We start from the raw sequence: 26723 nt of genomic DNA on the forward strand, positions 1-26723 counted from the left end.
GTTAAGTGGCCTTTGTCTCTCGGAGAAAGCCACAAACGGGGTTCTCGGGGACCCCATGGCCGATACTGGTCGGGTTATGGAAACCGTCATCCTTGCTGTAGTCATCGCCGTGGTCGTGCTCGGCGCGCTCGGCGGGCTGATCGTGGGCAGCCGGCGCCGGAAGCCGCTGCCCCCGCCGCCCCCGAAGGCGCCCGACATCACCGCGCCCCCGGCCGAGCCGCACGTCGGCGAAGAGGCCGAGACGCCGCGCGACGAACCGCGCCGGACGATCGAGGAGGTGGATCTCCCGGGCGGCCCCGCGGTCGTCGTCGAGGAGCCCCCCGCCGTCGAGGCTCCCGAGATCGAGATCGAGGTCCCGGAGCCCACCGCGGGCCGGCTCGTCCGGCTGCGCGCCCGCCTGTCCCGCTCGCAGAACGCCCTGGGCAAGGGCCTGCTCACCCTGCTCTCCCGCGAGCACCTGGACGAGGACACCTGGGAGGAGATCGAGGACACGCTGCTCACCGCCGACGTCGGCGTGCAGCCCACCCAGGAACTGGTCGAGCGGCTGCGCGAACGCGTCAGGGTGCTCGGCACCCGCACCCCCGAGGAACTGCGCGGCCTGCTCCGCGAGGAACTCCTCAACCTGGTCGGCACCGACCTCGACCGCACGGTGAAGACCGAGCCCGAGGACCGCAAGCCCGGCATCGTGATGATCGTCGGCGTCAACGGCACCGGCAAGACCACCACGACCGGCAAGCTCGCCCGGGTCCTGGTCGCCGACGGCCGCAGCGTCGTGCTGGGCGCCGCCGACACCTTCCGTGCCGCCGCCGCCGACCAGCTCCAGACCTGGGGCGAGCGCGTCGGCGCCCACACCGTGCGCGGCCCCGAGGCCGGCGACCCCGCCTCCGTCGCCTTCGACGCGGTGAAGGAAGGCAAGGAGATGGGCGTCGACGTGGTGCTCATCGACACCGCCGGCCGCCTGCACACCAAGACCGGCCTCATGGACGAGCTGGGCAAGGTCAAGCGTGTGGTGGAGAAGCACGCGCCGCTGGACGAGGTGCTGCTCGTCCTGGACGCCACCACCGGCCAGAACGGCCTGGTGCAGGCCCGGGTGTTCGCCGAGGTCGTGGACATCACCGGCATCGTGCTGACCAAGCTGGACGGTACGGCCAAGGGCGGCATCGTGGTCGCCGTCCAGCGCGAGCTGGGCGTGCCGGTCAAGCTGGTCGGGCTCGGCGAGGGCGCGGACGACCTCGCGCCGTTCGAGCCGGAGGCGTTCGTGGACGCGTTGATCGGCGACTGAGCCGTCCCGGGAACGTTCCCGGCTGAGAAGCGTGAGCGCCCGTCCCCCCGGTGCGGTGGGGGCGGGCGCCGATCTCTTCCCGGCCGCTCCTACCCCCGCGACCGGTGTGCCACATAAGCCAGCGCCCCCAGCAGCAGCCGGGCCGCCGGAGGCCGGGTCGCGGAGTCCAGCGCGGGCGGGCGCAGCCAGCGCACCGGGCCCAGGCCGCCCCGGTCGGAGGGCGGGGCGGTGATGTACGTCCCCGGGCCGAGGCCGCGCAGGTCCAGCGTGGCCGGGTCGTCCCAGCCCAGGCGGTACAGCAGCCGGGGCAGGTCGGCGGCGGCGCCGGGGGCGACGAAGAAGTGGGCGCGGCCGTCCGGGGTGGCGGTGACCGGGCCCAGGGGCAGGCCCATCCGCTCCAGGCGGACCAGGGCGCGGCGGCCGGCCGGCTCCGACACCTCCAGGACGTCGAACGCCTGGCCGACCGGCAGCATCACGGAGGCGCCCGGGAACTCGGACCAGGCCTTGCTCACCTCGTCCAGCGTGGCCCCGGCCGGGACCGGGGGCGCGAAGTCCAGCGGATGCGCGCCCGGCGCCGCGCAGTCGCGCCGCCCGCACGAACAGGCGCCCCCGGCGGCGCGTGCTCCCGGCACCACGTCCCAGCCCCACAGTCCGGTGAACTCGGCGACGGTGGTGCACTCCGCCAGGCGCCCGCGCCGACGCGTGCCGGAGCGGATCTCGCGGATGCCGCCGATCGTGAAGCCCATGCCCCCTCCAACGGGTCCTGCGCGCCGGTGGTTACGACACGGAACGAGACGGAAGCGGAACGTAACATTACGGCTCCGCCTGCCCGCGTGGTGATGGGGCCAATGCGGCGCCTTGGAGCGTGCTGGGTGGCATTTCGCGCTCCGTGCGCCCCTGGGTGCATCACTCCGCCGGCTTCCGCCCGTCCCCCGTAAGTACAACGCGCGGAGCCATTCGTGTGCGCATTCGAAGGGGTGGCGAATGGTGGCGTTTCCGGTACGCCCGGGGTTGGAGGGTGATCGCGAGATTACTCTGAGTGTGCGAGTTCACGGGGGCGCATGCGCGCGCGGGTATGCCGGAGGCAAGCCGCCTGCTCGTTCGAAGGGTGACAATCGCCGGACAGGAGGCGTTATTTACCGGCATTCTGATAAGGCTTGGCGCACCAGGTGACAAGTGGTCTCAGGAAATGGGGGCATCCCAGTGGGCGGCAACGGCGGTAGCGGTACGAGCGCTGAAAAGCGCCCCAACGAGCTGCTCGGCTCGTGGTTCGTGCGCAGCGGCTGGTCCAAGGGCGAGCTGGCCCGGCAGGTGAACCGCAGGGCACGCCAGTTGGGCGCCAACCACATCTCGACCGACACCTCGCGGGTGCGCCGCTGGCTCGACGGGGAGAATCCCCGGGAACCGATCCCGCGCATCCTGTCCGAGCTGTTCTCCGAACGCTTCGGCTGCGTCGTCTCCGTCGAGGACCTCGGCCTGCGCACCGCCCGGCAGTCGCCCGCCGCCTCCGGGGTCGACCTGCCCTGGACCGGCGCCCAGACGGTCGCCCTGCTCGGCGAGTTCTCCCGCAGCGACCTGATGCTCGCCCGGCGCGGCTTCCTCGGCACCTCCCTCGCCCTGTCCGCCGGCCCCTCCCTGATCGAGCCCATGCAGCGCTGGCTCGTGCCCACCCCCGGCTCCCCGGCCCCCGCCGAGCCCGCCCCCGTGCTCGACTCCCGCCGGCCGGGCCGGCTCTCCCAGCCCGAGCTGGAGCTGCTGGAGTCCACCACGCGCATGTTCCGCAAGTGGGACGCCCAGTGCGGCGGCGGACTGCGCCGCAAGGCGGTCGTCGGCCAGCTGCACGAGGTCACCGACCTGCTCCAGGAACCCCAGCCCGAGGCCACCACGCGCAAGCTGTTCCAGGTCGCCGCCGAACTGTCCCAGCTCGCCGGCTGGATGTCGTACGACGTCGGCCTCCAGCCCACCGCGCAGAAGTACTTCGTGCTCGCCCTGCACGCCGCCAAGGAGGCCGGCGACAAGCCGCTCGGCTCCTACATCCTGTCCAGCATGAGCCGCCAGATGATCCACCTCGGCCGGCCCGACGACGCCCTGGAACTGATCCACCTCGCCCAGTACGGCAGCCGTGACTGCGCCGGCCCGCGCACCCAGGCCATGCTGTATGCGATGGAGGCCCGCGCCTACGCCAACATGGGCCAGCCCGGGAAGACCAAGCGGGCCGTCCGCCTCGCCGAGGACACCTTCGCCGAGATCGACGAGTGGGACGAGCCGGACCCCGACTGGATCCGCTTCTTCTCCGAGGCCGAGCTGTACGCGGAGAACTCCCACTCCTTCCGCGACCTCGCCTACAACGCCGGGCGCAGCCCCAGCTACGCCTCCCTCGCCGAACCGCTGATGCGGCGCGCGGTGGAGCTGTTCGCCAAGGACTCCGAGCATCAGCGGTCGTACGCGCTCAACCTCATCGGCATGGCCTCCGTGCACCTGCTCCAGCGCGAGCCCGAGCGCGGCACGGAGTACGCGGCGAAGGCCCTGGACATCGCCAAGAAGGTCCGTTCCGAACGGGTGAACACCCGTATCCGCAAGACGGTCGGCACGGCCGTGCGCGACTACGGCGAGCTGGCCGCCGTGGTCGACCTCTCCGAGAAGCTCGCCGCCGACCTGCCGGAGGCCGCCGAGGCCGGCTGACCCCGGTCCCCCCAGCCCCGGCCGCGGCCGGTCCTCGCGAACCGCCCGACTCGGCTCCCCCATGCCAGGTCGTCGAGAGGACCGCCGCGGCCGGTCCGTTCCCCCCGCGGGGATCACCCCGCGGAAGGTTGCGCCACGATAACGACCGGCGCGGCCCGGTATCTCCCGCTTCATCGACGCGTAACACACAGGGCGCCTTCGTCACCCCGGCGAAACAACGAGGGGCTTCCACCGAAACCGCGCTGCGCGAGTCTCGTGGCGCACAACCGGCCCACCCCTCACCCGACCGGACCGCTCAGGCACCGCCCGCACGGGGCCGTACCAATCGACGAGGAGACGCCGATGGCACCAGCCATCATGCTTGCGGCGGACGCGCCCAGACTGTCGTCCGCCAACACAGGCTTCATGCTCATCTGTTCCGCCCTGGTGATGCTCATGACCCCGGCCCTCGCCTTCTTCTACGGAGGCATGGTCCGCGTCAAGAGCACCCTGAACATGCTGATGATGAGCTTCATCAGCCTCGGGATCGTCACCATTCTGTGGGTGCTCTACGGCTTCTCCCTCGCCTTCGGCAACGGCAACAGCCTGATCGGCTACAACGCCGACTGGATCGGCCTCAGCGACATCGGCCTCACCGAACTCTGGGACGGCTACACCATCCCGGTCTTCGTCTTCATGGTCTTCCAGCTGATGTTCGCCATCCTCACCCCCGCCCTCATCAGCGGCGCCCTCGCCGACCGGGTCAAGTTCTCCGCGTGGGCCCTCTTCGTCGCCCTGTGGGCCACCGTCGTCTACATCCCCGTCGCCCACTGGGTCTGGGCCTCCGACGGCTGGGCCTTCAAGCTGGGCGTGATCGACTTCGCGGGCGGTACGGCGGTCCACATCAACGCCGGTGCGGCGGCGCTCGGTGTCATCCTCGTCATCGGCAAGCGCGTCGGCTTCAAGCGGGACCCCATGCGCCCGCACAGCCTCCCGCTGGTCATGCTCGGCGCCGGTCTGCTCTGGTTCGGCTGGTTCGGCTTCAACGCCGGCTCCTGGCTCGGCAACGACGACGGCGTGGGCGCGCTGATGTTCGTCAACACGCAGGTCGCCACCGCCGCCGCGATGCTGGCCTGGCTCGGCTACGAGAAGATCCGGCACGGCGCCTGCACCACCCTCGGCGCCGCCTCCGGCGCGGTCGCCGGCCTGGTCGCCATCACCCCCTCCGGCGGCGCGGTCTCCCCGCTCGGCGCGATCGCCGTCGGCGCCATCGCCGGCGTCGCCTGCGCCGCGGCCGTCGGCCTGAAGTTCCGGTTCGGCTACGACGACTCCCTCGACGTCGTCGGCGTCCACATGGTCGGCGGCATCCTCGGCTCCCTGCTCGTCGGCTTCTTCGCCACCGGCAAGGGCCAGTCCACCGCCACCGGCGTCTTCTACGGCGACCACAGCTTCGACCAGCTGTGGAAGCAGTGCGCGGGCGTCTTCGCGGTCCTCGCCTACTCCCTGATCGCCTCCGCCGTCCTCGCCTTCCTCCTCGACAAGACCCTCGGCATGCGGGTCCCCGAGGACGAGGAGATCTCCGGCATCGACCGGGCCGAGCACGCCGAGACCGCATACGACTTCAGCGGAGCGGGCGGCGGCGTCGCCGGTACCGCCGCCGCTGCCCCGGCCGCCGCGCAGACCCGGAAGGTGGACGCATGAAGCTCATCACCGCAGTCGTCAAGCCCCACCGGCTCGACGAGATCAAGGAAGCCCTCCAGGCCTTCGGCGTGCACGGGCTCACCGTCACCGAGGCCAGCGGCTACGGCCGGCAGCGCGGCCACACCGAGGTCTACCGCGGCGCCGAGTACACCGTCGACCTCGTCCCCAAGGTCCGCGTGGAGGTACTGGCCGAGGACGACGACGCCGAGCAGCTGATCGAGGTCATCGTCAAGGCCGCCCGCACCGGCAAGATCGGGGACGGCAAGGTGTGGTCCCTGCCGGTGGAGACCGCCGTCCGCGTCCGCACCGGCGAACGCGGTCCGGACGCGCTCTGACCAGCACCGACAGGAAGAGGAGTCGCCGGGTGACGGGCACGGACACGCACACAGGGACAGAAGACCCGGGGACCGGCGGCTACGCGGCGGCCCGGCTGCGCCTCCTCACCGAGGACGCGCGGTCCGGGCCGCCGCGCCGTTCCGCCCTCGCCGGACTCACCGACGACTGGCTCGCCGGACTGTTCGGCGCGGCCGCCGGCCCGGCCCGGGGCGTCTGTCTCGTCGCCGTCGGCGGCTACGGCCGCGGCGAGCTGTCCCCGCGCAGCGACCTCGACCTCGTCCTGCTGCACGACGGCTCCGACCCCGCCGCCGTAGCCGCCCTCGCCGACCGGATCTGGTACCCCGTCTGGGACCTCGGCCTCGCCCTCGACCACTCCGTGCGCACCCCCGCCGAGGCCCGCGCCACCGCCGCCGAGGACCTGAAGGTCCAGCTCGGCCTGCTGGACGCCCGCCACCTGGCCGGCGACACCACCCTCACCGCCGGTCTGCGCACCGCCGTCCTCACCGACTGGCGCAACCAGGCCCCGAGGCGCCTGCCCGAACTCCGCGAACTGTGCGCCGAGCGCGCCGCCCGCCAGGGCGAACTGCGCTACCTGCTCGAACCCGACCTCAAGGAGGCCCGCGGCGGCCTCCGCGACGCCACCGCGCTGCGCGCCGTAGCCGCCTCCTGGCTCGCCGACGCCCCGCGCGAGGGACTGGCCGACGCCCGCCGCCGCCTGCTCGACGTCCGCGACGCCCTCCACCTGGCCACCGGCCGCGCCACCGACCGGCTCGCCCTCCAGGAACAGGACCAGGTGGCCGCCGGGCTGGGCCTGCTCGACGCCGACACCCTGCTGCGCCAGGTCTACGAGGCCGCCCGCGTCATCGCGTACGCCGGCGACGTCACCTGGCGCGAGGTGGGCCGCGTCCTGCGCGCCCGCGCCGTACGGCCCCGGCTGCGCGCGATGCTGGGCGGCGGACGACCGGCCGCCGAACGCTCGCCGCTGGCCGAGGGCGTCGTGGAACAGGACGGCGAGGTGGTGCTCGCCCGCGCCGCCCGCCCCGACCGCGACCCCGTCCTGCCACTGCGCGCCGCTGCCGCCGCCGCACAGGCCGGCCTCCCGCTCTCCCTGCACGCCGCCCGGCGCATGGCCGCCACCGCGCGCCCGCTGCCCACCCCCTGGCCCGCCGAGGCCCGCGAACAACTGGTCACCCTGCTCGGCTCCGGCCGCCCGACCGTCGAGGTCTGGGAGGCGCTGGAGGCCGAGGGCCTGATCGCCCGCCTGCTGCCCGACTGGGAACGGGTCCGCTGCCGCCCCCAGCGCAACGCCGTCCACATCTGGACCGTCGACCGGCACCTCATCGAGACCGCCGTGCGCGCCTCCGCCCTCACCCGCCGGGTCGGCCGCCCCGACCTGCTCCTGGTCGCCGCCCTGCTGCACGACATCGGCAAGGGCTGGCCCGGCGACCACTCGGTGGCCGGCGAGATCATCGCCAAGGACGTCGCCGCGCGGATCGGTTTCGACCGCGCCGACGTCGCCGTGCTGGCCACGCTGGTCCGCCACCACCTGCTGCTCATCGAGACCGCCACCCGCCGCGACCTGGACGACCCCGCCACCGTCCGCTCCGTCGCCGACGCGGTCGGCACCCAGAGCACCCTGGAGCTGCTGCACGCCCTCACCGAGGCGGACGCCCTCGCCACCGGCCCGGCCGCCTGGTCCTCCTGGCGCGGCAACCTCGTCGCCGACCTGGTCCGGCGCGTCTCCGGGGTCCTCGCCGGGGCCGCCCCCGACGAGCCCGAACCCGCCGCGCCCACCGCCGAGCAGGAGCGCCTCGCCATCGAGGCCTTCCGCACCGGCGGCCCGGTCCTCGCCCTGCGCGCCCAGACCGAACCCGTGCCCGGCACGGAGCCGCCGCCCGGCGAACCGGAACCCCTGGGCGTCGAGCTGCTCATCGCCGTACCCGACCAGCCGGGCGTCCTGCCCGCGGTCGCCGGGGTCCTCGCCGTGCACCGCCTCACCGTCCGCACGGCGGAGCTGCGCGCCCTGCGGCTGCCGGACGACGTGGACGACGACGGCACGATCCTCCTGCTCGACTGGCGGGTCGCCGCCGAGTACGGCTCCCTGCCCCAGGCGGCCCGGCTGCGCACCGACCTCGTCCGCGCCCTGGACGGCACCCTGGACATCGCCGGCCGGCTCGCCGAACGCGACGCCGCCTACCCCCGCCGGCGCGGCTGGACCGCCCCGCCGCCCCGGGTCACCGTGGCTCCGGCCGCCTCCCGCCACGCCACGGTGATCGAGGTCCGCGCCCAGGACGCGCCCGGCCTGCTGCACCGCATCGGCACGGCCCTGGAGAAGGCGGGCGTACGGGTGCGGAGCATGCACGTGTCGACGCTGGGCGCGAACGCCGTGGACGCCTTCTACGTCACGACGGGCACGGGCGCGCCGCTGCCCGGGGAGGACGCGGGGTCGCTGGCGCGGGTACTGGAGGAGACGTTGCGGGGGTGACCTTCCCGGCCAGGGCCGATCCGCTTGCGGAGCCAGATACTCTTGAGGGCGACCCAGCTTCCGACTCTGAGGACCGACGCCGCCGTGTTCGATACTCTCTCCGACCGTCTCTCAGCCACCTTCAAGTCCCTCCGGGGCAAGGGCAGGCTCAGCGAGGCGGACATCGACGCCACGGCACGTGAGATCCGCATCGCGCTCCTCGAAGCCGACGTGGCCCTCCCTGTCGTCCGTTCGTTCGTCAAGAAGGTCAAGGAGCGGGCGCTCGGGGTCGAGATCTCCAAGGCGCTCAACCCGGCGCAGCAGTTCATCAAGATCGTCAACGACGAGCTGGTGGAGATCCTCGGCGGCGAGACCCGCCGCCTCCGCTTCGCCAAGCAGCCGCCCACCGTGATCATGCTGGCCGGTCTCCAGGGTGCCGGTAAGACCACCCTCGCGGGCAAGCTCGGCCGGTGGCTCAAGGAACAGGGCCACTCCCCGCTGCTGGTCGCCTGTGACCTCCAGCGCCCGAACGCCGTGAACCAGCTCAGCGTCGTCGCCGAGCGCGCCGGTGTCGCGGTGTACGCGCCGGAGCCGGGCAACGGCGTCGGCGACCCGGTGAAGGTCGCCAAGGACTCCATCGAGTTCGCGAAGTCCAAGGTCCACGACATCGTGATCGTGGACACCGCCGGCCGTCTCGGTATCGACGCCGAGATGATGCAGCAGGCCGCGGACATCCGGGACGCGGTCCGGCCCGACGAGATCCTGTTCGTCGTCGACGCGATGATCGGTCAGGACGCCGTCAACACCGCCGAGGCCTTCCGCGACGGCGTCGGCTTCGACGGCGTGGTGCTCTCCAAGCTCGACGGCGACGCCCGCGGCGGTGCCGCGCTGTCCATCCGGCAGATCACCGGCAAGCCGATCATGTTCGCGTCGAACGGCGAGAAGCTGGACGACTTCGACGCCTTCCACCCGGACCGGATGGCCTCCCGCATCCTCGACATGGGTGACCTGCTCACCCTGATCGAGCAGGCGGAGAAGACCTTCAGCCAGGAAGAGGCCGCCAAGATGGCCTCCAAGCTGGCGTCCAAGAAGGGCCAGGACTTCACCCTGGACGACTTCCTGTCCCAGATGGAGCAGGTCAGGAAGATGGGCAGCATCAGCAAGCTGCTCGGCATGCTCCCGGGCATGGGTCAGATCAAGGACCAGATCGCCAACCTGGACGAGCGGGACGTCGACCGCACCGCCGCGATCATCAAGTCCATGACCCCGGCCGAGCGCCAGGACCCGACGATCATCAACGGCTCCCGCCGCGCCCGTATCGCCAAGGGCTCCGGTGTCGAGGTCAGCGCGGTCAAGGGCCTCGTCGAGCGGTTCTTCGAGGCCCGCAAGATGATGTCCCGCATGGCCCAGGGCGGCGGCATGCCGGGCATGCCGGGGATCCCCGGCATGGGCGGCGGCCCGGGCCGGCAGAAGAAGCAGCAGAAGAAGGCCAAGGGCAAGCAGCGCTCCGGCAACCCGATGAAGCGCAAGCAGCAGGAGCTGGAGGAGGCCCAGCGCCGCGAGGCCGCCGCGCAGGCGGGCGGCGCGTTCGGCCTGCCGGGCCAGCAGGGCGGCCAGGACTTCGAGCTGCCGGACGAGTTCAAGAAGTTCATGGGCTGACCGGGCACCGGTCCCGGACCGGCCCGTACGCCGCGAGGGGCGTCCTTCCGCCGGAAGGACGCCCCTTGCGCATGCCGGTGCCCGGACGGTGTCGTACCGTCCCGGTATGAGCAACCCCGCTCCGTCGCGCAGGTCGCCGGACCAGCCCTGGCGCACCGAGGGCGCCCCGGAGGAGCCGCCGCGGCAGCCTCCCGGCGGGCGCGGGATGCGCGGCGGCTGGTGGCGGCTGATCCTCACCGCGCTGATCGTGTACCTGATCGCCAACCTGGTGCTGTCGTACGTCGACCAGGCGAACGAGCCGACGATCTCGTACACCGAGTTCAGCAGGCAGGTGGACGCGGGCAACGTCGACAAGATCTACGCCAAGGGCGACTCCATCCAGGGCCAGCTCAAGAAGGAGCGGAAGAACCCGGACGGCGGCGGCGGGTACACCAAGTTCAACACCGAGCGGCCGTCGTTCGCGGACGACGACCTGTGGACGAACCTGACCCGGCACAAGGTCACCGTCACGGCCGAGCCGGTCGTGCAGCACCGCAGTTTTCTCGCCAACCTGCTGATCTCGCTGGCGCCGATGCTGCTGCTGATCGCCGTGTGGGTGTTCATCGCGCGGCGGATGAGCGCGGGACTCGGCGGTGCGGGCGGGATGCTCGGCCGCAAGGCGCCGCCGAAGCCGGTGGAGCTGGTGCCGGGGGAGAAGCGGACCACGTTCGCCGACGTGGCCGGCATCGACGAGGTCGAGGCCGAGCTGAACGATGTGGTCGACTTCCTGAAGAACCCCGACGCCTACCGCCGGATGGGCGCCAAGATGCCCCGGGGCGTGCTGCTCGCGGGCCCGCCCGGCACCGGCAAGACGCTGCTGGCGCGGGCGGTGGCCGGCGAGGCGGGCGTGCCGTTCTTCTCCGCCTCGGCCTCGGAGTTCATCGAGATGATCGTGGGCGTGGGCGCCTCCCGGGTGCGGGAGCTGTTCGCGGAGGCCCGCAAGGTGGCGCCGTCGATCATCTTCATCGACGAGATCGACACCATCGGCCGGGCGCGCGGCGGAGGCGCGTCGATGGGCGGCCACGACGAGCGCGAGCAGACGCTGAACCAGATCCTCACCGAGATGGACGGCTTCTCCGGCTCGGAGGGCGTGATCGTGATCGCCGCCACCAACCGCGCCGACATCCTCGACCCGGCCCTGACCCGGCCGGGCCGCTTCGACCGGGTGGTGCAGGTCTCGCCGCCGGACCGGGGCGGACGCGAGGCCATCCTGAGCATCCACACCCGGGACATCCCGCTCGCCGAGGACGTCGACCTCGCCCAGGTGGCCCGTACGACACCGGGCATGACGGGCGCGGAGCTGGCGAACCTGGCCAACGAGGCCGCGCTGCTCGCGGTCAAGCGGGGGCAGCGGCAGGTGACCCGCTCCGATCTGTCGGAGGCGCTGGAGAAGGTGCAGCTGGGGGCGGAGCGTTCGCTGGTGATGCCGGAGGAGGAGCGCCGGCGCACCGCGTACCACGAGAGCGGGCACGCGCTGCTGGGGATGCTGCAACCGGGCGCCGACCCGGTCCGCAAGATCACGATCGTGCCGCGCGGCCGGGCGCTGGGCGTCACGCTGTCGACGCCGGATTCGGACAAGTACGCGTTCACCGAGGAGTACCTGCGCGGCCGGATCATCGGCGCGCTGGGCGGGATGGCGGCCGAGCAGGTGGTCTACGGCGTGATCACCACGGGCTCCGAGAGCGACCTGGAGCAGGTCACCGGCATCGCCCGGGGCATGGTGTCGCGCTGGGGCATGAGCGAGCGGGTGGGCAGGTGTCCGCGCTGCCGAACGACGCCCAGCAGGCCTACGGCCTCGCCGCCGCCCCGGGGACCCTCGATGTGATCGACGCGGAGATGCGGCGGATCGTGGACGAGTGCTACGAGGAGGCGCGCCGCAAGCTCCGCGACCACTGGGGGCAGCTGGACGCGCTCGCGCACGCCCTGCTGGAGAACGAGACGCTGGAGGAGGCGGACGCCTACCGCATCGCCGGGATCACCCGCCTGGTCAAGGACACCGACGACAGGATCTAGCTAGGGCACCCGGGCGACCAGGTAGCGGAAGACGTTCGGCATCCACACGGTGCCGTCCGGGCGGCGGTGCGGATGCAGGGCTTCCGTCAGCTCCTTGTCGACCTGCCGGGCGTCGGTGGCCGCGATCGCCGCGTCGAACAGGCCGGTCGACAGCAGTCCCCGTACGGCGCTGTCCAGGTCGGCGTAGCCGAACGGGCAGGCGACCCGGCCGGAGCCGTCGGGCCGCAGCCCGGCCCGGGCGGCGGCCTCCTCCAGATCGTCGCGGCGGGCGGGCCGCCAGCCGCGGGCGCCGGGCAGCGGGTCGGCGAGGCCGGCGGCCGTGCGCAGCACCGCGGAGGTGGCGCAGCGCTCGGGCGGCCCCCAGCCGGCCAGCACCACGGCGGCGCCGCGCGCGGCCAGCGGCAGGGCGGCGGCGAGCAGCTCGCCGAGCCCGTCCCCGTCGCCCGGGTCGAAGACGGTCACCAGGGTGTACGGTCTCCCGCCGGCCGGTTCGGCGGGTGGTTCGCCGAGGAGTCGCGGGGCCGTACGCGCGCCTGCGGCGCCGGGCGGGCCGTCCGGCAGCAGGCGTGCGCGCGCGAGGGCCAGCCGTTCCGGGAAGGCGGAGTCGACGCCGGTGACCGCGGCGCCCCGGGCGGCCGCCAGCAGCAGGGCGAGCCCGGCCCCGCAGCGCAGGCCCAGCAGCCGGCTTCCGGGGCCCACGTCGAGCCGGTCGTAGACGGCTTCGTAGAGCGGTACGAGCATCCGCTCCTGGATCTCGGACCAGTCACGCGCGCGTGCGCTCAAGTCCACGCGGGGTGCCGGGTCCGCGTGAGCCACGTGCTGCCGCACGAGCGTAGATGTCATAGAAGCGCCCCAATCCGCCGACGGTTCGTCGCCTGTATTCGGTCGCGTGGCCCCCGTGCCGTGCGCGCGCACTTCCCACGTATGCCAGGTAACTCCGGGCCCGCGATGTCGTCCAGGGGTTTCGGGGCCCGGCTTGGGCCCTGTACGCGGGTGTGGCGAGAATTCACATTCCGGCAACCTGGCGGGCCGTACGGTGGCCGCGGACGGGGGAGCGGCCGGTGCCGGCGGGGGCGGGCCGGTGGCGGGCGGTGCGGCGGTACGCGGTAACGTCGCGCGGGCGGGGCGCCGGCCGGGACGGCACGGCGGGCCGCGAACGGCCGGATGCGGCTCCCGTCGCCGACGGCCCGTGCCGCCTCCGGGCCCACCGGCGGTGCGTAGCGCGGACTACGCACCGGCTTGGGCGGAGCTGTGCCGCTTCTCCGCAGATCAGCGCACCCGCCCTCGTCAGGACGCATCAGCGGCAACTGACGGGTACGTGCAAATTATTTGGGATGCCCCGGAATAGGAACACAGAGGCACCCCCGCTCGTTGTCATTACGTGAGCACGACACAGACACAGACACCACCTGTTCTCGCCGCAGAGCTGGCGCAGGCGTGGGCCGACATTCAGCGGCACCACCCCGAGCTGCCGGACCTGGCCGCACCGGAGTCCCTGATCGGAGAGTCGTCGTCCGCGTGTGGTCACGAACTCTCCTTCGAACGACTCCTCCATGAGGCGGTGCACGGCATCGCCGCGGCCCGGGGCGTCCGGGACACCTCCCGGGCCGGCCGCTACCACAACCGTCGTTTCCTCGCGATCGCCGAGGAGCTGGGCCTGGACCACCCCGAGGAGCCGCACCCGAGCAGCGGTTTCTCCCTGGTCACGCTCAACGCCGAGGCGAAGCGGCGCTACCGCCCGACCATCGAGCGGCTGCAGCGCGCGCTGAAGGCCCACCTGGCCGCCACCTCCGCCGACACCTCCCGCACCTTCCGCGGTCCGGCCGCCCGGCACGGCTCCTCCGGCGGCGGCGTCCGGGTCAAGGCGGTGTGCGACTGCGGGCGCAACGTCCGGGTCGTCCCGTCGGTCCTCGCCCAGGCGCCCATCGTCTGCGGCGGCTGCGGCAAGCCGTTCAGAATCCCGGAGGTCATGGGGGCGGCGTAGGCGCGGCGCGCGGATACCGGCATCTCGTGGCTGCCGGGCCGCGGGCGGCGACCTCACAGCACCGGGCAGCGCACCCGACGTGCCCTCACCTCCACGCCGGGTGCCGCTGTGCCCTGCCCCGCACCCGGCCCACCCACCCTCGGCCGGAAGCGGTCCGCGGGGTATGGCAGAATGGCTAGCTGTACTCGACAGCCGCACAGGACCCCTCTCTCCTCCGGCTGACGCGTCCATCGGGCACTCGGGTACCGCAACCCCACGCGGCGTCTCGCCGTGCCCAACCACGTCAATTCCAGGAGAACCCACTCCCGTGGCAGTCAAGATCAAGCTGAAGCGTCTGGGCAAGATCCGTTCGCCTCACTACCGCATCGTCGTCGCCGACTCCCGTACCCGCCGTGACGGCCGGGCCATCGAGGAGATCGGCAAGTACCACCCGACCTACAACCCGTCGGTCATCGAGGTGGACGCCGAGCGTGTGGCGTACTGGCTGGGTGTCGGCGCGCAGCCGACCGAGCCCGTGCTCGCCATCCTGAAGAAGACCGGCGACTGGCAGAAGTTCAAGGGCGAGCCGGCTCCCGCGCCGCTGCTCGTCGCCGAGCCCAAGCCGGCCCGTCCGTCGTTCGAGGCTCTCGGCGGTGACGACGAGGGCAAGGGTGAGGCGATCACCCAGAAGAAGAAGGCTGAGAAGAAGGACGAGGCCGCGGCTGAGTCCGAGTCGACCGAGGCCTGAGCAGCATGCTCGAAGAGGCGCTTGAGCACCTCGTGAAGGGCATCGTCGACAACCCTGACGATGTGCAGGTCGCCTCGCGCAACCTGCGCCGCGGACGCGTGCTGGAGGTCCGGGTCCACCCGGACGACCTCGGCAAGGTGATCGGTCGCAACGGCCGCACCGCGCGCGCCCTGCGTACCGTCGTGGGCGCCATCGGCGGCCGCGGTGTCCGCGTCGACCTGGTCGACGTGGACGACGTCCGCTGACGCTTCATCGCAACCGGCTCGGGCCGGGGAGGGCCACTGGGCCGTCCCCGGCCCGCAGTCGTATGACAGGAGATTTGGACAGGTGCAGCTGGTAGTCGCACGGATCGGCCGTGCCCATGGCATCAAGGGCGAGGTCACCGTCGAGGTACGTACCGACGAGCCGGAACTGAGGCTCGGCCCCGGCGCCGTACTCGCCACGGATCCCCCTTCGGCGGGACCGCTGACCATCGCCACGGGGCGGGTGCACAGCGGCCGCCTCCTGCTGCGCTTCGAGGGCGTCACCGACCGCACCGCGGCCGAGGCCCTGCGCAACACCCTGCTGATCGCCGAGGTGGACCCGGAGGAACTGCCCGAAGGCGAGGACGAGTACTACGACCATCAGCTGATCGACCTGGACGTGGTCACCGAGGACGGCACGGAGGTCGGCCGGATCACCGAGATCTCCCACCTGCCCTCGCAGGACCTGTTCATCGTGGAGCGCCCGGACGGCAGCGAGGTGCTGATCCCGTTCGTGGAGGAGATCGTCACCGAGATCGACCTGGCCGAGCAGCGCGCGGTCATCACGCCGCCGCCGGGCCTGATCGACGACCGCGCCGAGATCGCCTCCGCCAGGGACGAGGACGCATGAGGCTCGACGTCGTCACGATCTTCCCCGAGTACCTCGAACCGCTGAACGTCTCCCTCGTCGGCAAGGCACGCGCGCGCGGGCAGCTGAACGTCCACGTGCACGACCTGCGCGGCTGGACGTACGACCGGCACAACACGGTGGACGACACCCCCTACGGCGGCGGCCCCGGCATGGTCATGAAGACCGACCCCTGGGGCGAGGCCCTCGACACCGTCCTCGCCGACGGCTACGAGTCCGGCGCCCACGCCCCCGCGCTGATCGTGCCCACGCCCAGCGGCCGTCCCTTCACCCAGGAACTGGCCGTCGAACTGTCCGCACGCCCCTGGCTGATCTTCACACCGGCCCGCTATGAGGGCATCGACCGGCGCGTCATGGACGAGTACGCCACCCGCCTGCCGGTCTACGAGGTCTCCATCGGCGACTACGTCCTGGCCGGCGGCGAGGCGGCCGTCCTGGTCGTCACGGAGGCCGTCGCCCGGCTGCTGCCCGGCGTCCTCGGCAACGCCGAGTCCCACCGCGACGACTCCTTCGCCCCCGGCGCGATGGCGAACCTCCTCGAAGGCCCCGTCTACACCAAGCCGCCCGTCTGGCGCGGCCGGGACATCCCCGAGGTGCTGCTCAGCGGCCACCACGGGAAGATCGCCCGCTGGCGCCGCGACGAGGCGCTGAAGCGTACGACCGCCAACCGGCCCGACCTGATCGAGCGCTGCGACCCCAAGGCCTTCGACAAGAAGGACCGCGAGATGCTCTCCATCCTGGGCTGGGAACCGGACCGGGACGGGGAGCCGTACGGCCGATTTTGGCGCCGCGCCGAGGGCGTGGAAGAATAGGCCGCTGTTGTGCGTCCGTCCGGCGAGCGCCCCTGCCACAGGGGGACACGACGCCCGCCCCGACCCGCACGGCAGTCCTCCTGAAACCCCTAGTTTCCGTTGATGACCTGTGGCATCAGCGAGGAAAGCAGACGAAATGTCTCACCTGCTCGACTCCGTCGACTCCGCGTCGCTGCGCAGCGACATCCCGGCCTTCCGCCCGGGTGACACCGTCAACGTCCACGTCCGCGTCATCGAGGGCAACCGCTCCCGTGTGCAGCAGTTCAAGGGCGTTGTGATCCGCCGCCAGGGCTCCGGTGTCCGCGAGACCTTCACGGTCCGCAAGGTCTCGTTCTCCGTCGGCGTCGAGCGCACCTTCCCGGTGCACACCCCGATCGTCGAGAAGATCGAGCTGGTCACCCGTGGTGACGTGCGCCGCGCCAAGCTGTACTACCTCCGTGAGCTGCGCGGCAAGGCCGCGAAGATCAAGGAGAAGCGCGAGAACTGAGCGCTCTGACGGTTCACAGCGGGGCCGGATAGCATCTGGCCCCGATGGACACCGAAGCACAGCCGACGCAACGCGACCGCTCCTCCCACCCCGGTTCCCCGGGGGCGGAGGGCCGGTCGCGTTTCGCGTGGGCGGCCCGGCTCGCCGACTGGCTCCCGGGCGGCCGGATCACCCTCACCCTCCTCGCCGGCCTGGCGTTCCTGCTGGTCCTCAACGCCTTCGTGGTGCAGCCGTTCCAGATCCCGAGCGGATCCATGGAGCAGGGGCTGCGGATCGGGGACCGTGTCCTCGTGAACAAGGTCGCGTACCGTTTCGGAGCCCAGCCGCGCCGCGGTGACGTGATCGTGTTCGACGGCACCGGGTATTTCGGGGACGCCGACTACGTCAAGCGGGTCGTCGGGGTAGGGGGAGACCATGTGGTCTGCTGCGACAAGCGGGGGAGGCTCGAGGTGAACGGCCGGCCGGTCGACGAGACCGCGTTCCTCTATCCGGGGGACAGCGCCTCCAGCGTGCCCTTCGACGTCGTCGTCCCCCCGGGCCGGCTGTTCGTCCTCGGTGACCACCGCAGCGACTCCAGCGACTCCCGCGACCACCTCGGCTCGCCCGGCGGCGGCATGATCCCCGTCGGGGACGTCATCGGCCGGGCCGACTGGATCCTGTGGCCGTACCGCCACTGGACACACCTGACCCGGCCGTCCGCCTACGCGCGCGTGCCCGACGCCCCGGCGGAGGGCGGCCATGGGTAACCGCGGCAAGCCCCGCCGCGGGGTGCCCGCCGGCCCCGCCGGTGATCTGCTGCCCACCGGGGCCCGCCGCACCTCCGCGCCCGGCGGTGGCCGCACCCGCGCGGAGCGCCGCAGACTCCAGCGCAAGGTCAAGCGCAAGCGCAGGCGCTCGGCCGTCCGGGAGATCCCCCTCCTGGTGGGCGTCGCCGTCCTCATCGCGCTCGTCCTGAAGACCTTCCTCGTCCAGGCGTTCGTGATCCCGTCCGGGTCCATGGAGGAGACGATCCGGATCGGCGACCGGGTACTGGTCGACAAACTCACCCCCTGGTTCGGCGCCGAACCGGAGCGCGGGGACGTCGTCGTCTTCCACGACCCGGGCGGCTGGCTCCAGGACGAGCAGACCGCCAAGAAGAGCGACCCGGTCGTCCTCAAACAGCTCAAGGAAGGGCTCGGCTTCATCGGCCTGCTGCCGTCCGACAACGAGAAGGACCTGATCAAACGGGTCATCGGGGTCGGCGGCGACCATGTGAGGTGCTGTGACGCACAGGGGCGGGTCACCGTCAACGGCGTGCCGCTCACCGAGGGCGACTACCTCTATCCGGGGGACCAGCCGTCCGCCACGCCCTTCGACATCACCGTCCCCGAGGGCCGGCTGTGGGTCATGGGCGACCACCGCGGCAACTCCGCGGACTCCCGCTCCCACCAGGACACTCCCTACGGCGGCACGGTCTCCGTGGACTCGGTCGTCGGCCGGGCCATGGTCATCGGCTGGCCGGTCGGTCACTGGACGCGCCTGACGGAACCTAAAACCTTCGCAAGCGTCACCGACTCGGCGTCGGGGTCGGCCGCCGCTCCCCAGGTGTCGCATAGGGTTGCCCCGGAGAATCGGAATGGAATGACACGGCTTGCGACCCCTGCGGAACTCCCGCTCGTTATGGGAGTGGTGGGCCTGCGCAGTGTGTGGGGCAGGCAGCGGCACAGAGTGAGGAGTTGGCGTGGGGGATGTGGCGGTTGGCGCACGGTCGGGGCACGACGGCGAGGAGCACCGCGGGCACCCCGGGGGACAGGACGTTCCCGTACCGGACGGCGCCATGAACTCCGGTGAGGGCCGGGCGGACGGCGACGAGGGCACGCCGGAGGGCGAGCCGCGCGCCGGGACCGCGGCACCGGTCACGGGGGAGCGGCGGCCCAGGCAGTCGCGCTCCTTCTGGAAGGAACTGCCGATCCTGGTCGGCATCGCGCTGGTCCTGGCGCTGCTGATCAAGACGTTCCTGGTGCAGGCGTTCTCGATCCCGTCCGACTCGATGCAGAACACCCTCCAGCAGGGTGACCGCGTCCTGGTCGACAAGCTCACCCCGTGGTTCGGCTCCGAGCCCGAGCGCGGCGAGGTCGTCGTCTTCCACGACCCGGACAACTGGCTGGCGGGCGAGCCGACGCCGACCCCGAACCCGGTGCAGAAGGTCCTCAGCTGGATCGGCCTGATGCCCTCGGCGGAGGAGAAGGACCTCATCAAGCGGGTGATCGGAGTCGGCGGCGACACGGTCGAGTGCAAGAACAGCGGCCCGCTGAAGGTCAACGGCAAGCCGCTGGACGAGCCGTACGTCTACCCGGGCAACACACCGTGCAGCGTGGACGACCAGGGCGGCCAGTTCACGGTGAAGGTCCCCAAGGGCTACATCTGGGTGATGGGCGACCACCGCCAGAACTCCCGTGACTCGCGCTACAACCAGTCCGACAAGAACCACGGCATGGTTCCCGTGGACAAGGTCGTCGGCCGCGCGATCGTCAAGGCCTGGCCCATCAACCGCTGGGGCACCCTGCCCGTCCCCGACACCTTCGACCAGCCCGGCCTCGACCGGCAGTCCTCCGCCGCCGCGTCCCTGACGGCGGCCCCGCAGGGCCTGGCCACCGCGGCGGTGCTGCCGGTGGCGCTGTGGCGCCGTCGCCGGCGGAACGAGCGCGAGACGGCGGCGACCGGGGGGACGTCTACCGGCGAGCTGTGACACTCGGCGGGGCCGGCCGGCTCGGTCGGCTCCGGCTGTGCTGGTCCCCGGTCGTGGCGGAGGGGCTGCCTCCGCTCGGTACCGCCGGGTAGGGTGCGGGTCCATGGGTGGCGAGAGCATGACGCGTACGGCCCCGTCGGGCGGCACCGGCACGGCACGGGCCGGCGGCGGCCGGCTCGGGCAGCGGCTGTCCGGACTGGCGGTGGCGCTGGGGCTGGTGATGTTCCTCGGCGGCTTCGCGTGGGCGGCGCTGGTCTACCGGCCCTACACCGTCCCGACCGGCTCCATGTCGCCCACCATCGCCATCGGCGACCGGGTGCTGGCCCAGCGGGTCGACGGTGACGAGGTGCGACGCGGTGACGTGGTCGTCTTCGAGGACAAGAACTGGGTCGCCGACTCCAAGGTGGTCAAGCGCGTGGTCGCCGTGGGCGGGGACACCGTCTCCTGCTGCACCGACGGCAAGCTGACCGTCGACGGCAAGCCGATCGAGGAGCCCTATCTGCCCAAGGGCAGCCTGGCCGAGCTCCAGGGCTTCGGCACGGTGACCGTCCCCGAGGGCCGGCTCTTCCTCCTCGGCGACGAACGCCAGGGCTCCCTGGACTCCACCGCCCACCTCACCGAGGCGGCGCGGGGCACCGTCTCCCGCGACGCGGTCTCGGCCCGTGTGGACGCCATCGTCTGGCCCTGGAAGGGCATGCTCAAGCGCCCCACCGGTTTCGAGACGCTGGGCGCCCTCTCCGAGCCGGGCCCGCTGCGCACCATCGAGGTGCTGATCGTGGCCGGCGCGGTCCTGGTCCTCGGCGGCGGCGCCTACGGCCCGGTCGCGGCCCGCCTCGGCCGCTCCCGCACCGCCACGACCCGTACGGAGACGGCCGGTGCCCGCTGAGACGACGCGGCCTGCGGGGGAGCCGCACGGTGACGAACGCCCGTACGGTGACGACGGCCCGTACGACGACGACCGGACGCACGAGGACGACCGGACGTACGAGGGTGCGGGCGGCCCCCGCAAGGTGGCCCGGGTGGTGCTGCTCGACCCCCGGGACCGCATCCTCCTCCTGCACGGACACGAGCCGGACGACCCGGCCGACGACTGGTGGTTCACGCCCGGCGGGGGACTGGAGGGCACCGAGACGCGCGAGGAGGCCGCGCTGCGGGAACTCGCGGAGGAGACTGGCATCACCGAGGTCGAACTGGGCCCCGTGCTGTGGCGGCGGCGCTGCTCGTTCCCGTTCGCGGGCCGCCGCTGGGACCAGGACGAGTGGTACTACCTGGCCCGCACCAGCCAGACGGCCACCGCGGCGACGGGACTGACGGAGCTGGAGCGGCGCAGCGTCGCCGGAGCGCGCTGGTGGACGTGTGGGGAACTGGCCCGGGCGCATGAGACGGTGTATCCGACCAGACTCGCCGAGCTGCTGCGCACGCTGCTCGTCGAAGGTCCCCCCGCCAGGCCCGTGACCCTCGACACGGAAATCGTCTGAGGGATCGTCGGACTGGCGCACAATGGTGGGACGCACGGCTGAAGGGGAACATGCCATGAGCGCCGAGGACCTCGAAAAGTACGAGACCGAGATGGAGCTGAAGCTCTACCGGGAGTACCGAGATGTCGTCGGTCTGTTCAAATACGTGATCGAGACCGAGCGGCGTTTCTATCTCACCAACGACTACGAGATGCAGGTGCACTCGGTTCAGGGCGAGGTGTTCTTCGAGGTCACCATGGCCGACGCCTGGGTCTGGGACATGTACCGGCCGGCTCGCTTCGTCAAGCAGGTGCGCGTCCTGACGTTCAAGGACGTGAACATCGAGGAGCTGAACAAGAGCGATCTGGAGCTGCCGGGCGGCTGATGACCTGCGGCTTCATGGAACGCCACCCGTTCGGGTGACGGAGTTTTCCACAACCGCCGAGTAGTCCCCCAAGATCAACATCGGGGCTCGGAACGCGCGACGGTTGGCGCCGGAGGAGGTGCCGACATGAACGCACGTGAGGCAATCGGCAAATACGGCGAGGACCTGGCCGCCCGGCGGCTCGCCGAGGCCGGCATGACCATCCTGGAGCGCAACTGGCGCAGTGGACGGTCCGGCGAGATCGACATCGTGGCGCGGGACGGGGACGCGCTCGTCATCTGCGAGGTGAAGACCCGCAGGGGCGGTGCGTACGAGCATCCGATGGCCGCGGTGACCCCCGAGAAGGCGGCCAGGCTGCGGGCCCTCGCCGAACACTGGGTCCAGGCCCACGGAGGGGCTCCGCCGGGCGGCGTCCGCATCGACCTGGTCGGCGTCGTCCTGCCCCGCCGGGGCGCGCCCTCCGTCGAGCACGCGCGGGGGGTGGCCTGAATGGCGTTCGCCCGCACCTGCTCCGTCGCCCTGGTGGGCGTCGAGGGCGTGGTCGTCGAGGTCCAGGCCGACCTGGAACCCGGAGTGGCGGCCTTCGCCCTGGTCGGCCTCCCGGACAAAAGCCTGACGGAAAGCCGCGACCGGGTACGAGCGGCGGTGGTGAACTCGGGCGCGACCTGGCCGTCCAAGAAACTCACCGTGGGCCTCAGCCCGGCGTCGGTGCCCAAGGCCGGCTCGGGCTTCGACCTGGCCGTCGCCTGCGCGGTGCTCGGCGCCGCCGAACGGATCGATCCCCGTGTCCTCGCCGACATCGTCATGATCGGAGAGCTGGGACTGGACGGCCGGGTGCGGCCGGTCCGGGGCATCCTGCCGGCCGTCCTCGCGGCGGCCGACGCGGGATACGAGCAGGTGGTCGTCCCCGAGTGCGCCGCCGCCGAGGCCTCACTCGTCCCCGGTGTGTCCGTGCTCGGGGTCCGCAGCCTGCGCCAGCTCATCGCGGTCCTCGCCGAGGAACCCGTACCCGAGGAGGAACCGGACGGGCCGGGCCGGCCCGACCCCCTGCTGGCCGGGCTGCGCGTGCCGGGCACCGGCGCGGCCACCGGCATACACAGCGTGGGCGCCGCACAGCACGACCACGATCACGACCTGGCCGACGTCGTGGGGCAGACCGCCGCCCGCACGGCCGTGGAGGTGGCCGCGGCGGGCGGACACCACCTGTTCCTGGAGGGCCCGCCAGGCGCGGGCAAGACCATGCTCGCCGAACGCCTGCCCGCGGTCCTTCCACGGCTCACCCGGGAGGACTCACTGGAGGTCACGGCGGTGCACTCGGTCGCCGGCCTGCTGCCACCGGGCAAGCCGCTCATCGACGTCGCTCCCTACTGCGCGCCCCACCACTCGGCCACGATGCAGTCGCTCGTCGGCGGCGGCCCCGGCATCGCCCGGCCCGGGGCGGTGTCCCTGGCCCACCGGGGCGTGCTCTTCCTGGACGAGGCCCCCGAGTTCCACAGCCAGACCCTGGACGCCTTGCGACAGCCGCTGGAGTCGGGGCACGTCGTGATCGCGCGCAGCGCCGGCGTGGTCCGGTTCCCGGCGAGGTTCCTGATGGTCCTGGCGGCCAACCCCTGCCCCTGTGGCCGCTTCTCGCTCCGCGACTCGCTGTGCGAGTGCCCGCCGTCGGCGATCCGCCGCTATCAGTCCCGGCTGTCCGGACCGCTGCTGGACCGGGTGGACCTCCGGGTGGAGGTCGACCCGGTCACCCGGGCCCAGCTCACCGAGCCCGGCGCCCGGGGGGAGTCCACGGCGACCGTGGCCGACCGGGTACGGCAGGCCCGGGAGCGGGCGGCGGCCCGCCTCGCAGGCACGCCGTGGCGCACCAACAGCGAAGTGCCCGGCCGTGAACTGCGCAGCCGGTACCACGCCGCCGCCGGGGCGATGGACGAGGCCGAACGCAGCCTGGAGCGCGGCGTGCTCACCGCCCGCGGCATCGACCGGGTGCTGCGCGTCGCCTGGACGATCGCCGACCTCGTCGGGCACGACCGCCCGGACGCGACCGATGTCGCCCTGGCCCTGCACCTGCGCACCGGCGTCCCGCGAGGGGTGCCGATGGCCATCGGGGCGTTCACATGACCGGCGCGCGGGACCCCGGAGACGAACTGCTCGGCCGTGTCCTTCTCGCGCGGGTCGTCGAGCCGGGGGACGAGGCCGCGGGGCGGTGGGTGCGGGAGTTCGGGGTGGGGGAGGTGGTGCGGCGGCTGCGCCGTGGGGGTGAGGCCCTGCCGGGGGTCACCGCCACCCGGTGGGCGGGGCTGCTCGCGCGGGCCGGGCGGGCCGAGCCGGAGCGGGATCTCGCGCTCGCCCGGGCCGCCGGGGCGCGGTTCGTGTGCCCGGGGGACGGCGAGTGGCCCCGCCAGCTCGACGACCTCGGTGACGGCCGGCCCCTCGGACTGTGGGTGCGCGGCCGGCCCAGCCTGCGGATGTGGGCGCTGCGCTCCGTCGCCGTGGTCGGCGCCCGCGCCTGCACCGAGTACGGCACCCACACCGCGGCCACCCTCGCCGCCGGCCTCGCCGAGCACGGCTGGGTGGTGGTGTCGGGCGGTGCCTACGGCATCGACGGCGCCGCCCACCGGGGCGCCCTCGCCGCCCGCGGCGCCACCGTCGCTGTCCTGGCCTGCGGTGTCGACCAGCCCTACCCCCGCGGCCACGCCGCGCTGATCGGCCGGATCGCCCACCAGGGACTGGTGGTCGGCGAGCTGCCACCCGGCGATCACCCGACCCCCAGCCGGTTCATCCTCCGCAACCGCGTCATCGCCGCGCTGACCCGGGGCACCGTCGTCGTGGAGGCCGCCCGCCGCAGCGGCTCGCTGGCCACCGCGCGGGCCGCACAGCGCCTCGGCCGGTTCACCATGGGCGTGCCCGGACCGGTCACCAGCGCCCTCTCCGCGGGCGTGCACGACCTGCTGCGCGGCGAGGCCACCGTGGTCACCGACGCCGCCGAGATCATCGAACTCGTCGGCGCCATGGGCGATCTCGCACCCGTCCGGCGCGGCCCGGTGCTCCCGCGCGACCTGCTGGACCCGCACGCCCGCGGGGTGCTCGCCGCCCTGCCCGCGGGCCGCGCCGCACCCGTGGAGGAGATCGCGCTCGGCGCGCGCACCACCCGGGAGGACGCGATCGCGAGGCTGTACGAGCTCCGAGCGCTTGGCTATGTCGAACGACACGGCGATGGCTGGAAGTTGACACGCCAGGCGGTGATCTCGGTCCGCGATGGTCACCCGCCGTGCTGACCGACCGTGTTCGGCCGTCCGGGGGAACCCCCGACAGCCTTGGGGTTTCCCGGAGTTGACACATCCGGCCGGTCACGCAGAGCGAACCATGGCCCCCGGTCACCCGCCCGGCGTGAGCCCCCGCGCACGAGTGGAGCCGTCTTGTTCGCACACCGCGACTCCGCAGTCACGCTACGCTCACGAAGGTGCGACGCAGACCGCGTCAACCCGACATCAGACCGACACCTCACCCAGTCAGCCCCCTTCTCCGCACCGACCCCACTCCCTCCCACTTCACAGCACATCACGGCACTTCACGGCAGAACGGCACAAGGCGACGAATGCCCCAGCACACCTCCGGGTCCGACCGGGCGGCGATCCCCCCAGCCGCCCGCGACGGTGGCAGCGCCCGACCGCCCGCACCCTCGACGCTCGACGAGCTGTGGCGGTCGTACAAGGCGACGGGGGACGACCGGCTGCGGGAGCAACTGATCCTGCACTACTCGCCGCTGGTCAAGTACGTGGCGGGCCGGGTCAGCGTCGGGCTGCCGCCCAATGTGGAGCAGGCCGACTTCGTCTCCTCGGGGGTGTTCGGGCTGATCGACGCGATCGAGAAGTTCGACATCGACCGGGAGATCAAGTTCGAGACGTACGCGATCACCCGGATCCGCGGCGCCATGATCGACGAGCTGCGGGCGCTGGACTGGATCCCGCGCTCGGTGCGGCAGAAGGCGCGCAACGTCGAGCGTGCCTACGCCACCCTGGAGGCGCGGCTGCGGCGGACGCCGACGGAGAGCGAGGTCGCCGCCGAGCTGGGCATGGAGGTCGACGAACTGCACGCCGTGTTCAGCCAGCTGTCGCTGGCCAACGTGGTCGCCCTGGAGGAGCTGCTGCACGTCGGCGGCGAGGGCGGGGACCGGCTCAGCCTGATGGACACGCTGGAGGACACCGCCGCCGACAACCCGGTGGAGGTGGCCGAGGACCGGGAACTGCGGCGCTTCCTGGCCCGGGCGATCAACACCCTGCCCGAGCGGGAGAAGACCGTCGTCACCCTCTACTACTACGAGGGGCTCACCCTCGCCGAGATCGGCAATGTCCTCGGCGTCACCGAGAGCCGGGTCAGTCAGATCCACACCAAGTCCGTGCTCCAGCTGCGGGCCAAGCTGGCCGCCTTCGGCCGGTGAGTCCTCCCGTTCGCCGGGGCGGGTCCGTAAAGTGGTCGGCGTGCCAAGGATTCGAGCGGCCTCCGTGGCCGAACACCGGTCGATGCAGCGAGCCGCCCTGCTGGACGCGGCTCGGACCCTGCTGTCCGAGGGCGGGACGGAGGCGCTGACCTTTCCCGCGCTGGCCGAGCGGACGGGACTGGCGCGGTCGTCCGTGTACGAGTACTTCCGCTCCCGGGCCGCGGTGGTCGAGGAGCTGTGCGCGGTCGACTTCCCGGTGTGGGCGGCGGAGGTCGAGGCGGCGATGGAGCGGGCCGACTCGCCCGCGGGCAAGGTCGAGGCGTATGTGCGCCGGCAGCTCGCGCTGGTCGGCGACCGGCGGCACCGGGCCGTGGTGGCCATCTCCGCGAGCGAACTGGACGCCGGGGCGCGGGAGAAGATCCGGGCGGCCCACGGGGGCCTGATCGCGATGATCGTGGCGGCGCTCGGGGAACTGGGACACGAGCAGCCCCGGCTGGCGGCGATGCTGGTGCAGGGCGTGGTGGACGCGGCCGTGCGGCGCATCGAGCTGGGCGCCGCCGAGGATCCCGCGGTGGTGACGGAGGCCGCCGTGAACATGGCTCTGCGGGGCGTCAAGGGCTGACCCCGGCCGGGCCCGGCCGCACGCGCGGCAGCCGCGTCAC

General features: G+C 72.5%; 25 protein-coding genes and 1 pseudogene. 24 read left to right on the forward strand and 2 right to left on the reverse strand.

Annotated elements, in window-relative coordinates:
- Positions 1-76: 76 nt before the first annotated feature.
- Positions 77-1282, forward strand: coding sequence for a signal recognition particle-docking protein FtsY (gene ftsY / locus IE251_RS30315; protein WP_189756176.1), 1206 nt, complete (start codon positions 77-79; stop codon positions 1280-1282).
- 89 nt (positions 1283-1371) lie between these two features.
- On the opposite strand, the gene IE251_RS30320 is transcribed toward ftsY, so the two are convergent.
- Positions 1372-2028 carry a bifunctional DNA primase/polymerase gene (locus IE251_RS30320; RefSeq protein WP_189756177.1) on the reverse strand — a complete coding sequence of 219 codons (657 nt, stop codon included), beginning with the start codon at positions 2026-2028 and terminating at the stop codon, positions 1372-1374.
- 457 nt (positions 2029-2485) lie between these two features.
- Between IE251_RS30320 and nsdA the strand changes: the two genes are divergently transcribed.
- From nsdA to ftsH, 6 genes and pseudogenes are all read left to right on the forward strand, one after another.
- Positions 2486-3964, forward strand: a complete 1479-nt coding sequence (gene nsdA / locus IE251_RS30325) for a transcriptional repressor NsdA (RefSeq protein ID WP_189756178.1) — start codon at positions 2486-2488, stop codon at positions 3962-3964.
- A 342-nt stretch (positions 3965-4306) separates the two neighbouring features.
- Entirely contained in the window at positions 4307-5644 is a 1338-nt protein-coding gene (locus tag IE251_RS30330; RefSeq protein ID WP_189756179.1) for an ammonium transporter, read from the forward strand.
- The gene (locus IE251_RS30335) at positions 5641-5979 is read left to right on the forward strand and encodes a P-II family nitrogen regulator (RefSeq protein WP_030612756.1); all 339 of its coding nucleotides are present in this window, start codon (positions 5641-5643) and stop codon (positions 5977-5979) included. The genes IE251_RS30330 and IE251_RS30335 overlap by 4 nt, the downstream gene beginning before the upstream one ends.
- 29 nt (positions 5980-6008) lie before the next feature.
- The gene (locus IE251_RS30340) at positions 6009-8465 is read left to right on the forward strand and encodes a [protein-PII] uridylyltransferase (RefSeq protein WP_189756180.1); all 2457 of its coding nucleotides are present in this window, start codon (positions 6009-6011) and stop codon (positions 8463-8465) included.
- 84 nt (positions 8466-8549) lie between these two features.
- Positions 8550-10103, forward strand: coding sequence for a signal recognition particle protein (gene ffh, locus IE251_RS30345; protein WP_189756181.1), 1554 nt, complete (start codon positions 8550-8552; stop codon positions 10101-10103).
- A gap of 106 nt (positions 10104-10209) precedes the next feature.
- Positions 10210-12155, forward strand: a pseudogene (ftsH, locus tag IE251_RS30350) (ATP-dependent zinc metalloprotease FtsH).
- Here ftsH and IE251_RS30355 read toward each other — a convergent pair.
- A complete protein-coding gene (locus IE251_RS30355; protein ID WP_189756182.1) occupies positions 12156-12998 on the reverse strand; it encodes an SAM-dependent methyltransferase in 843 nt (280 codons plus the stop codon).
- Between the two features lie 538 nt (positions 12999-13536).
- On the opposite strand from IE251_RS30355, the gene IE251_RS30360 reads away from it, so the two are divergent.
- From IE251_RS30360 to IE251_RS30440, 17 genes are all read left to right on the forward strand, one after another.
- On the forward strand, positions 13537-14139 hold the full coding sequence (locus tag IE251_RS30360) for a hypothetical protein (protein WP_189756183.1): 603 nt from the start codon (positions 13537-13539) through the stop codon (positions 14137-14139).
- Positions 14140-14446: 307 nt separating this feature from the next.
- Positions 14447-14866, forward strand: a complete 420-nt coding sequence (rpsP, locus tag IE251_RS30365; RefSeq protein WP_030785131.1) for a 30S ribosomal protein S16 — start codon at positions 14447-14449, stop codon at positions 14864-14866.
- 5 nt (positions 14867-14871) lie between these two features.
- Positions 14872-15111 carry an RNA-binding protein gene (locus tag IE251_RS30370; RefSeq protein ID WP_030612780.1) on the forward strand — a complete coding sequence of 80 codons (240 nt, stop codon included), beginning with the start codon at positions 14872-14874 and terminating at the stop codon, positions 15109-15111.
- An 82-nt stretch (positions 15112-15193) separates the two neighbouring features.
- On the forward strand, positions 15194-15739 hold the full coding sequence (rimM, locus tag IE251_RS30375) for a ribosome maturation factor RimM (protein WP_030785129.1): 546 nt from the start codon (positions 15194-15196) through the stop codon (positions 15737-15739).
- A complete protein-coding gene (trmD, locus tag IE251_RS30380; protein WP_189756184.1) occupies positions 15736-16569 on the forward strand; it encodes a tRNA (guanosine(37)-N1)-methyltransferase TrmD in 834 nt (277 codons plus the stop codon). The genes rimM and trmD overlap by 4 nt, the downstream gene beginning before the upstream one ends.
- A 136-nt stretch (positions 16570-16705) precedes the next feature.
- Positions 16706-17056, forward strand: coding sequence for a 50S ribosomal protein L19 (rplS, locus tag IE251_RS30385; RefSeq protein WP_043504413.1), 351 nt, complete (start codon positions 16706-16708; stop codon positions 17054-17056).
- A gap of 44 nt (positions 17057-17100) precedes the next feature.
- On the forward strand, positions 17101-17802 hold the full coding sequence (lepB, locus tag IE251_RS30390) for a signal peptidase I (protein WP_189756185.1): 702 nt from the start codon (positions 17101-17103) through the stop codon (positions 17800-17802).
- Entirely contained in the window at positions 17795-18886 is a 1092-nt protein-coding gene (gene lepB / locus IE251_RS30395) for a signal peptidase I (RefSeq protein ID WP_189756186.1), read from the forward strand. Before lepB (IE251_RS30390) ends, lepB (IE251_RS30395) begins: the two co-directional genes overlap by 8 nt.
- On the forward strand, positions 18777-19784 hold the full coding sequence (lepB, locus tag IE251_RS30400) for a signal peptidase I (protein ID WP_189756187.1): 1008 nt from the start codon (positions 18777-18779) through the stop codon (positions 19782-19784). Before lepB (IE251_RS30395) ends, lepB (IE251_RS30400) begins: the two co-directional genes overlap by 110 nt.
- 103 nt (positions 19785-19887) lie before the next feature.
- Complete coding sequence (gene lepB, locus IE251_RS30405) at positions 19888-20670, forward strand: signal peptidase I (protein ID WP_189756188.1); 783 nt, start codon at positions 19888-19890, stop codon at positions 20668-20670.
- 124 nt (positions 20671-20794) lie between these two features.
- Positions 20795-21262 carry an NUDIX hydrolase gene (locus IE251_RS30410; RefSeq protein WP_189756277.1) on the forward strand — a complete coding sequence of 156 codons (468 nt, stop codon included), beginning with the start codon at positions 20795-20797 and terminating at the stop codon, positions 21260-21262.
- A 55-nt stretch (positions 21263-21317) separates the two neighbouring features.
- Positions 21318-21626 carry a DUF2469 domain-containing protein gene (locus IE251_RS30415; RefSeq protein WP_014675276.1) on the forward strand — a complete coding sequence of 103 codons (309 nt, stop codon included), beginning with the start codon at positions 21318-21320 and terminating at the stop codon, positions 21624-21626.
- Positions 21627-21752: 126 nt separating this feature from the next.
- On the forward strand, positions 21753-22115 hold the full coding sequence (locus IE251_RS30420; protein WP_189756189.1) for a YraN family protein: 363 nt from the start codon (positions 21753-21755) through the stop codon (positions 22113-22115).
- Positions 22116-23741 (forward strand): YifB family Mg chelatase-like AAA ATPase, encoded by a 1626-nt coding sequence (locus IE251_RS30425; RefSeq protein WP_189756190.1) that lies wholly within the window; start codon positions 22116-22118, stop codon positions 23739-23741.
- A complete protein-coding gene (gene dprA / locus IE251_RS30430; protein WP_189756191.1) occupies positions 23738-24898 on the forward strand; it encodes a DNA-processing protein DprA in 1161 nt (386 codons plus the stop codon). Before IE251_RS30425 ends, dprA begins: the two co-directional genes overlap by 4 nt.
- A 320-nt stretch (positions 24899-25218) precedes the next feature.
- Positions 25219-26061, forward strand: a complete 843-nt coding sequence (gene whiG / locus IE251_RS30435; RefSeq protein ID WP_189756192.1) for an RNA polymerase sigma factor WhiG — start codon at positions 25219-25221, stop codon at positions 26059-26061.
- Positions 26062-26125: 64 nt separating this feature from the next.
- Positions 26126-26683, forward strand: coding sequence for a TetR/AcrR family transcriptional regulator (locus IE251_RS30440; protein WP_189756278.1), 558 nt, complete (start codon positions 26126-26128; stop codon positions 26681-26683).
- The last annotated feature ends 40 nt before the right edge of the window (positions 26684-26723 follow it).

This window comes from Streptomyces eurythermus, from assembly GCF_014649115.1.
Classification (GTDB): Bacteria; Actinomycetota; Actinomycetes; order Streptomycetales; family Streptomycetaceae; genus Streptomyces; species Streptomyces eurythermus.

Excerpts from the sequence above, each read along its gene's own strand:
- ftsY (WP_189756176.1), top strand. The coding sequence starts at position 77 with ATGGAAACCGTCATCCTTGCTGTAGTCATCGCCGTGGTCGTGCTCGGC.
- IE251_RS30320 (WP_189756177.1), bottom strand. The coding sequence starts at position 2,028 with ATGGGCTTCACGATCGGCGGCATCCGCGAGATCCGCTCCGGCACGCGT.
- IE251_RS30330 (WP_189756179.1), top strand. The coding sequence starts at position 4,307 with ATGGCACCAGCCATCATGCTTGCGGCGGACGCGCCCAGACTGTCGTCC.
- IE251_RS30335 (WP_030612756.1), top strand. The coding sequence starts at position 5,641 with ATGAAGCTCATCACCGCAGTCGTCAAGCCCCACCGGCTCGACGAGATC.
- IE251_RS30355 (WP_189756182.1), bottom strand. The coding sequence starts at position 12,998 with ATGACATCTACGCTCGTGCGGCAGCACGTGGCTCACGCGGACCCGGCA.
- IE251_RS30370 (WP_030612780.1), top strand. The coding sequence starts at position 14,872 with ATGCTCGAAGAGGCGCTTGAGCACCTCGTGAAGGGCATCGTCGACAAC.
- trmD (WP_189756184.1), top strand. The coding sequence starts at position 15,736 with ATGAGGCTCGACGTCGTCACGATCTTCCCCGAGTACCTCGAACCGCTG.
- rplS (WP_043504413.1), top strand. The coding sequence starts at position 16,706 with ATGTCTCACCTGCTCGACTCCGTCGACTCCGCGTCGCTGCGCAGCGAC.
- lepB (WP_189756185.1), top strand. The coding sequence starts at position 17,101 with ATGGACACCGAAGCACAGCCGACGCAACGCGACCGCTCCTCCCACCCC.
- lepB (WP_189756186.1), top strand. The coding sequence starts at position 17,795 with ATGGGTAACCGCGGCAAGCCCCGCCGCGGGGTGCCCGCCGGCCCCGCC.
- lepB (WP_189756188.1), top strand. The coding sequence starts at position 19,888 with ATGGGTGGCGAGAGCATGACGCGTACGGCCCCGTCGGGCGGCACCGGC.
- IE251_RS30415 (WP_014675276.1), top strand. The coding sequence starts at position 21,318 with ATGAGCGCCGAGGACCTCGAAAAGTACGAGACCGAGATGGAGCTGAAG.
- IE251_RS30420 (WP_189756189.1), top strand. The coding sequence starts at position 21,753 with ATGAACGCACGTGAGGCAATCGGCAAATACGGCGAGGACCTGGCCGCC.
- IE251_RS30425 (WP_189756190.1), top strand. The coding sequence starts at position 22,116 with ATGGCGTTCGCCCGCACCTGCTCCGTCGCCCTGGTGGGCGTCGAGGGC.
- dprA (WP_189756191.1), top strand. The coding sequence starts at position 23,738 with ATGACCGGCGCGCGGGACCCCGGAGACGAACTGCTCGGCCGTGTCCTT.
- whiG (WP_189756192.1), top strand. The coding sequence starts at position 25,219 with ATGCCCCAGCACACCTCCGGGTCCGACCGGGCGGCGATCCCCCCAGCC.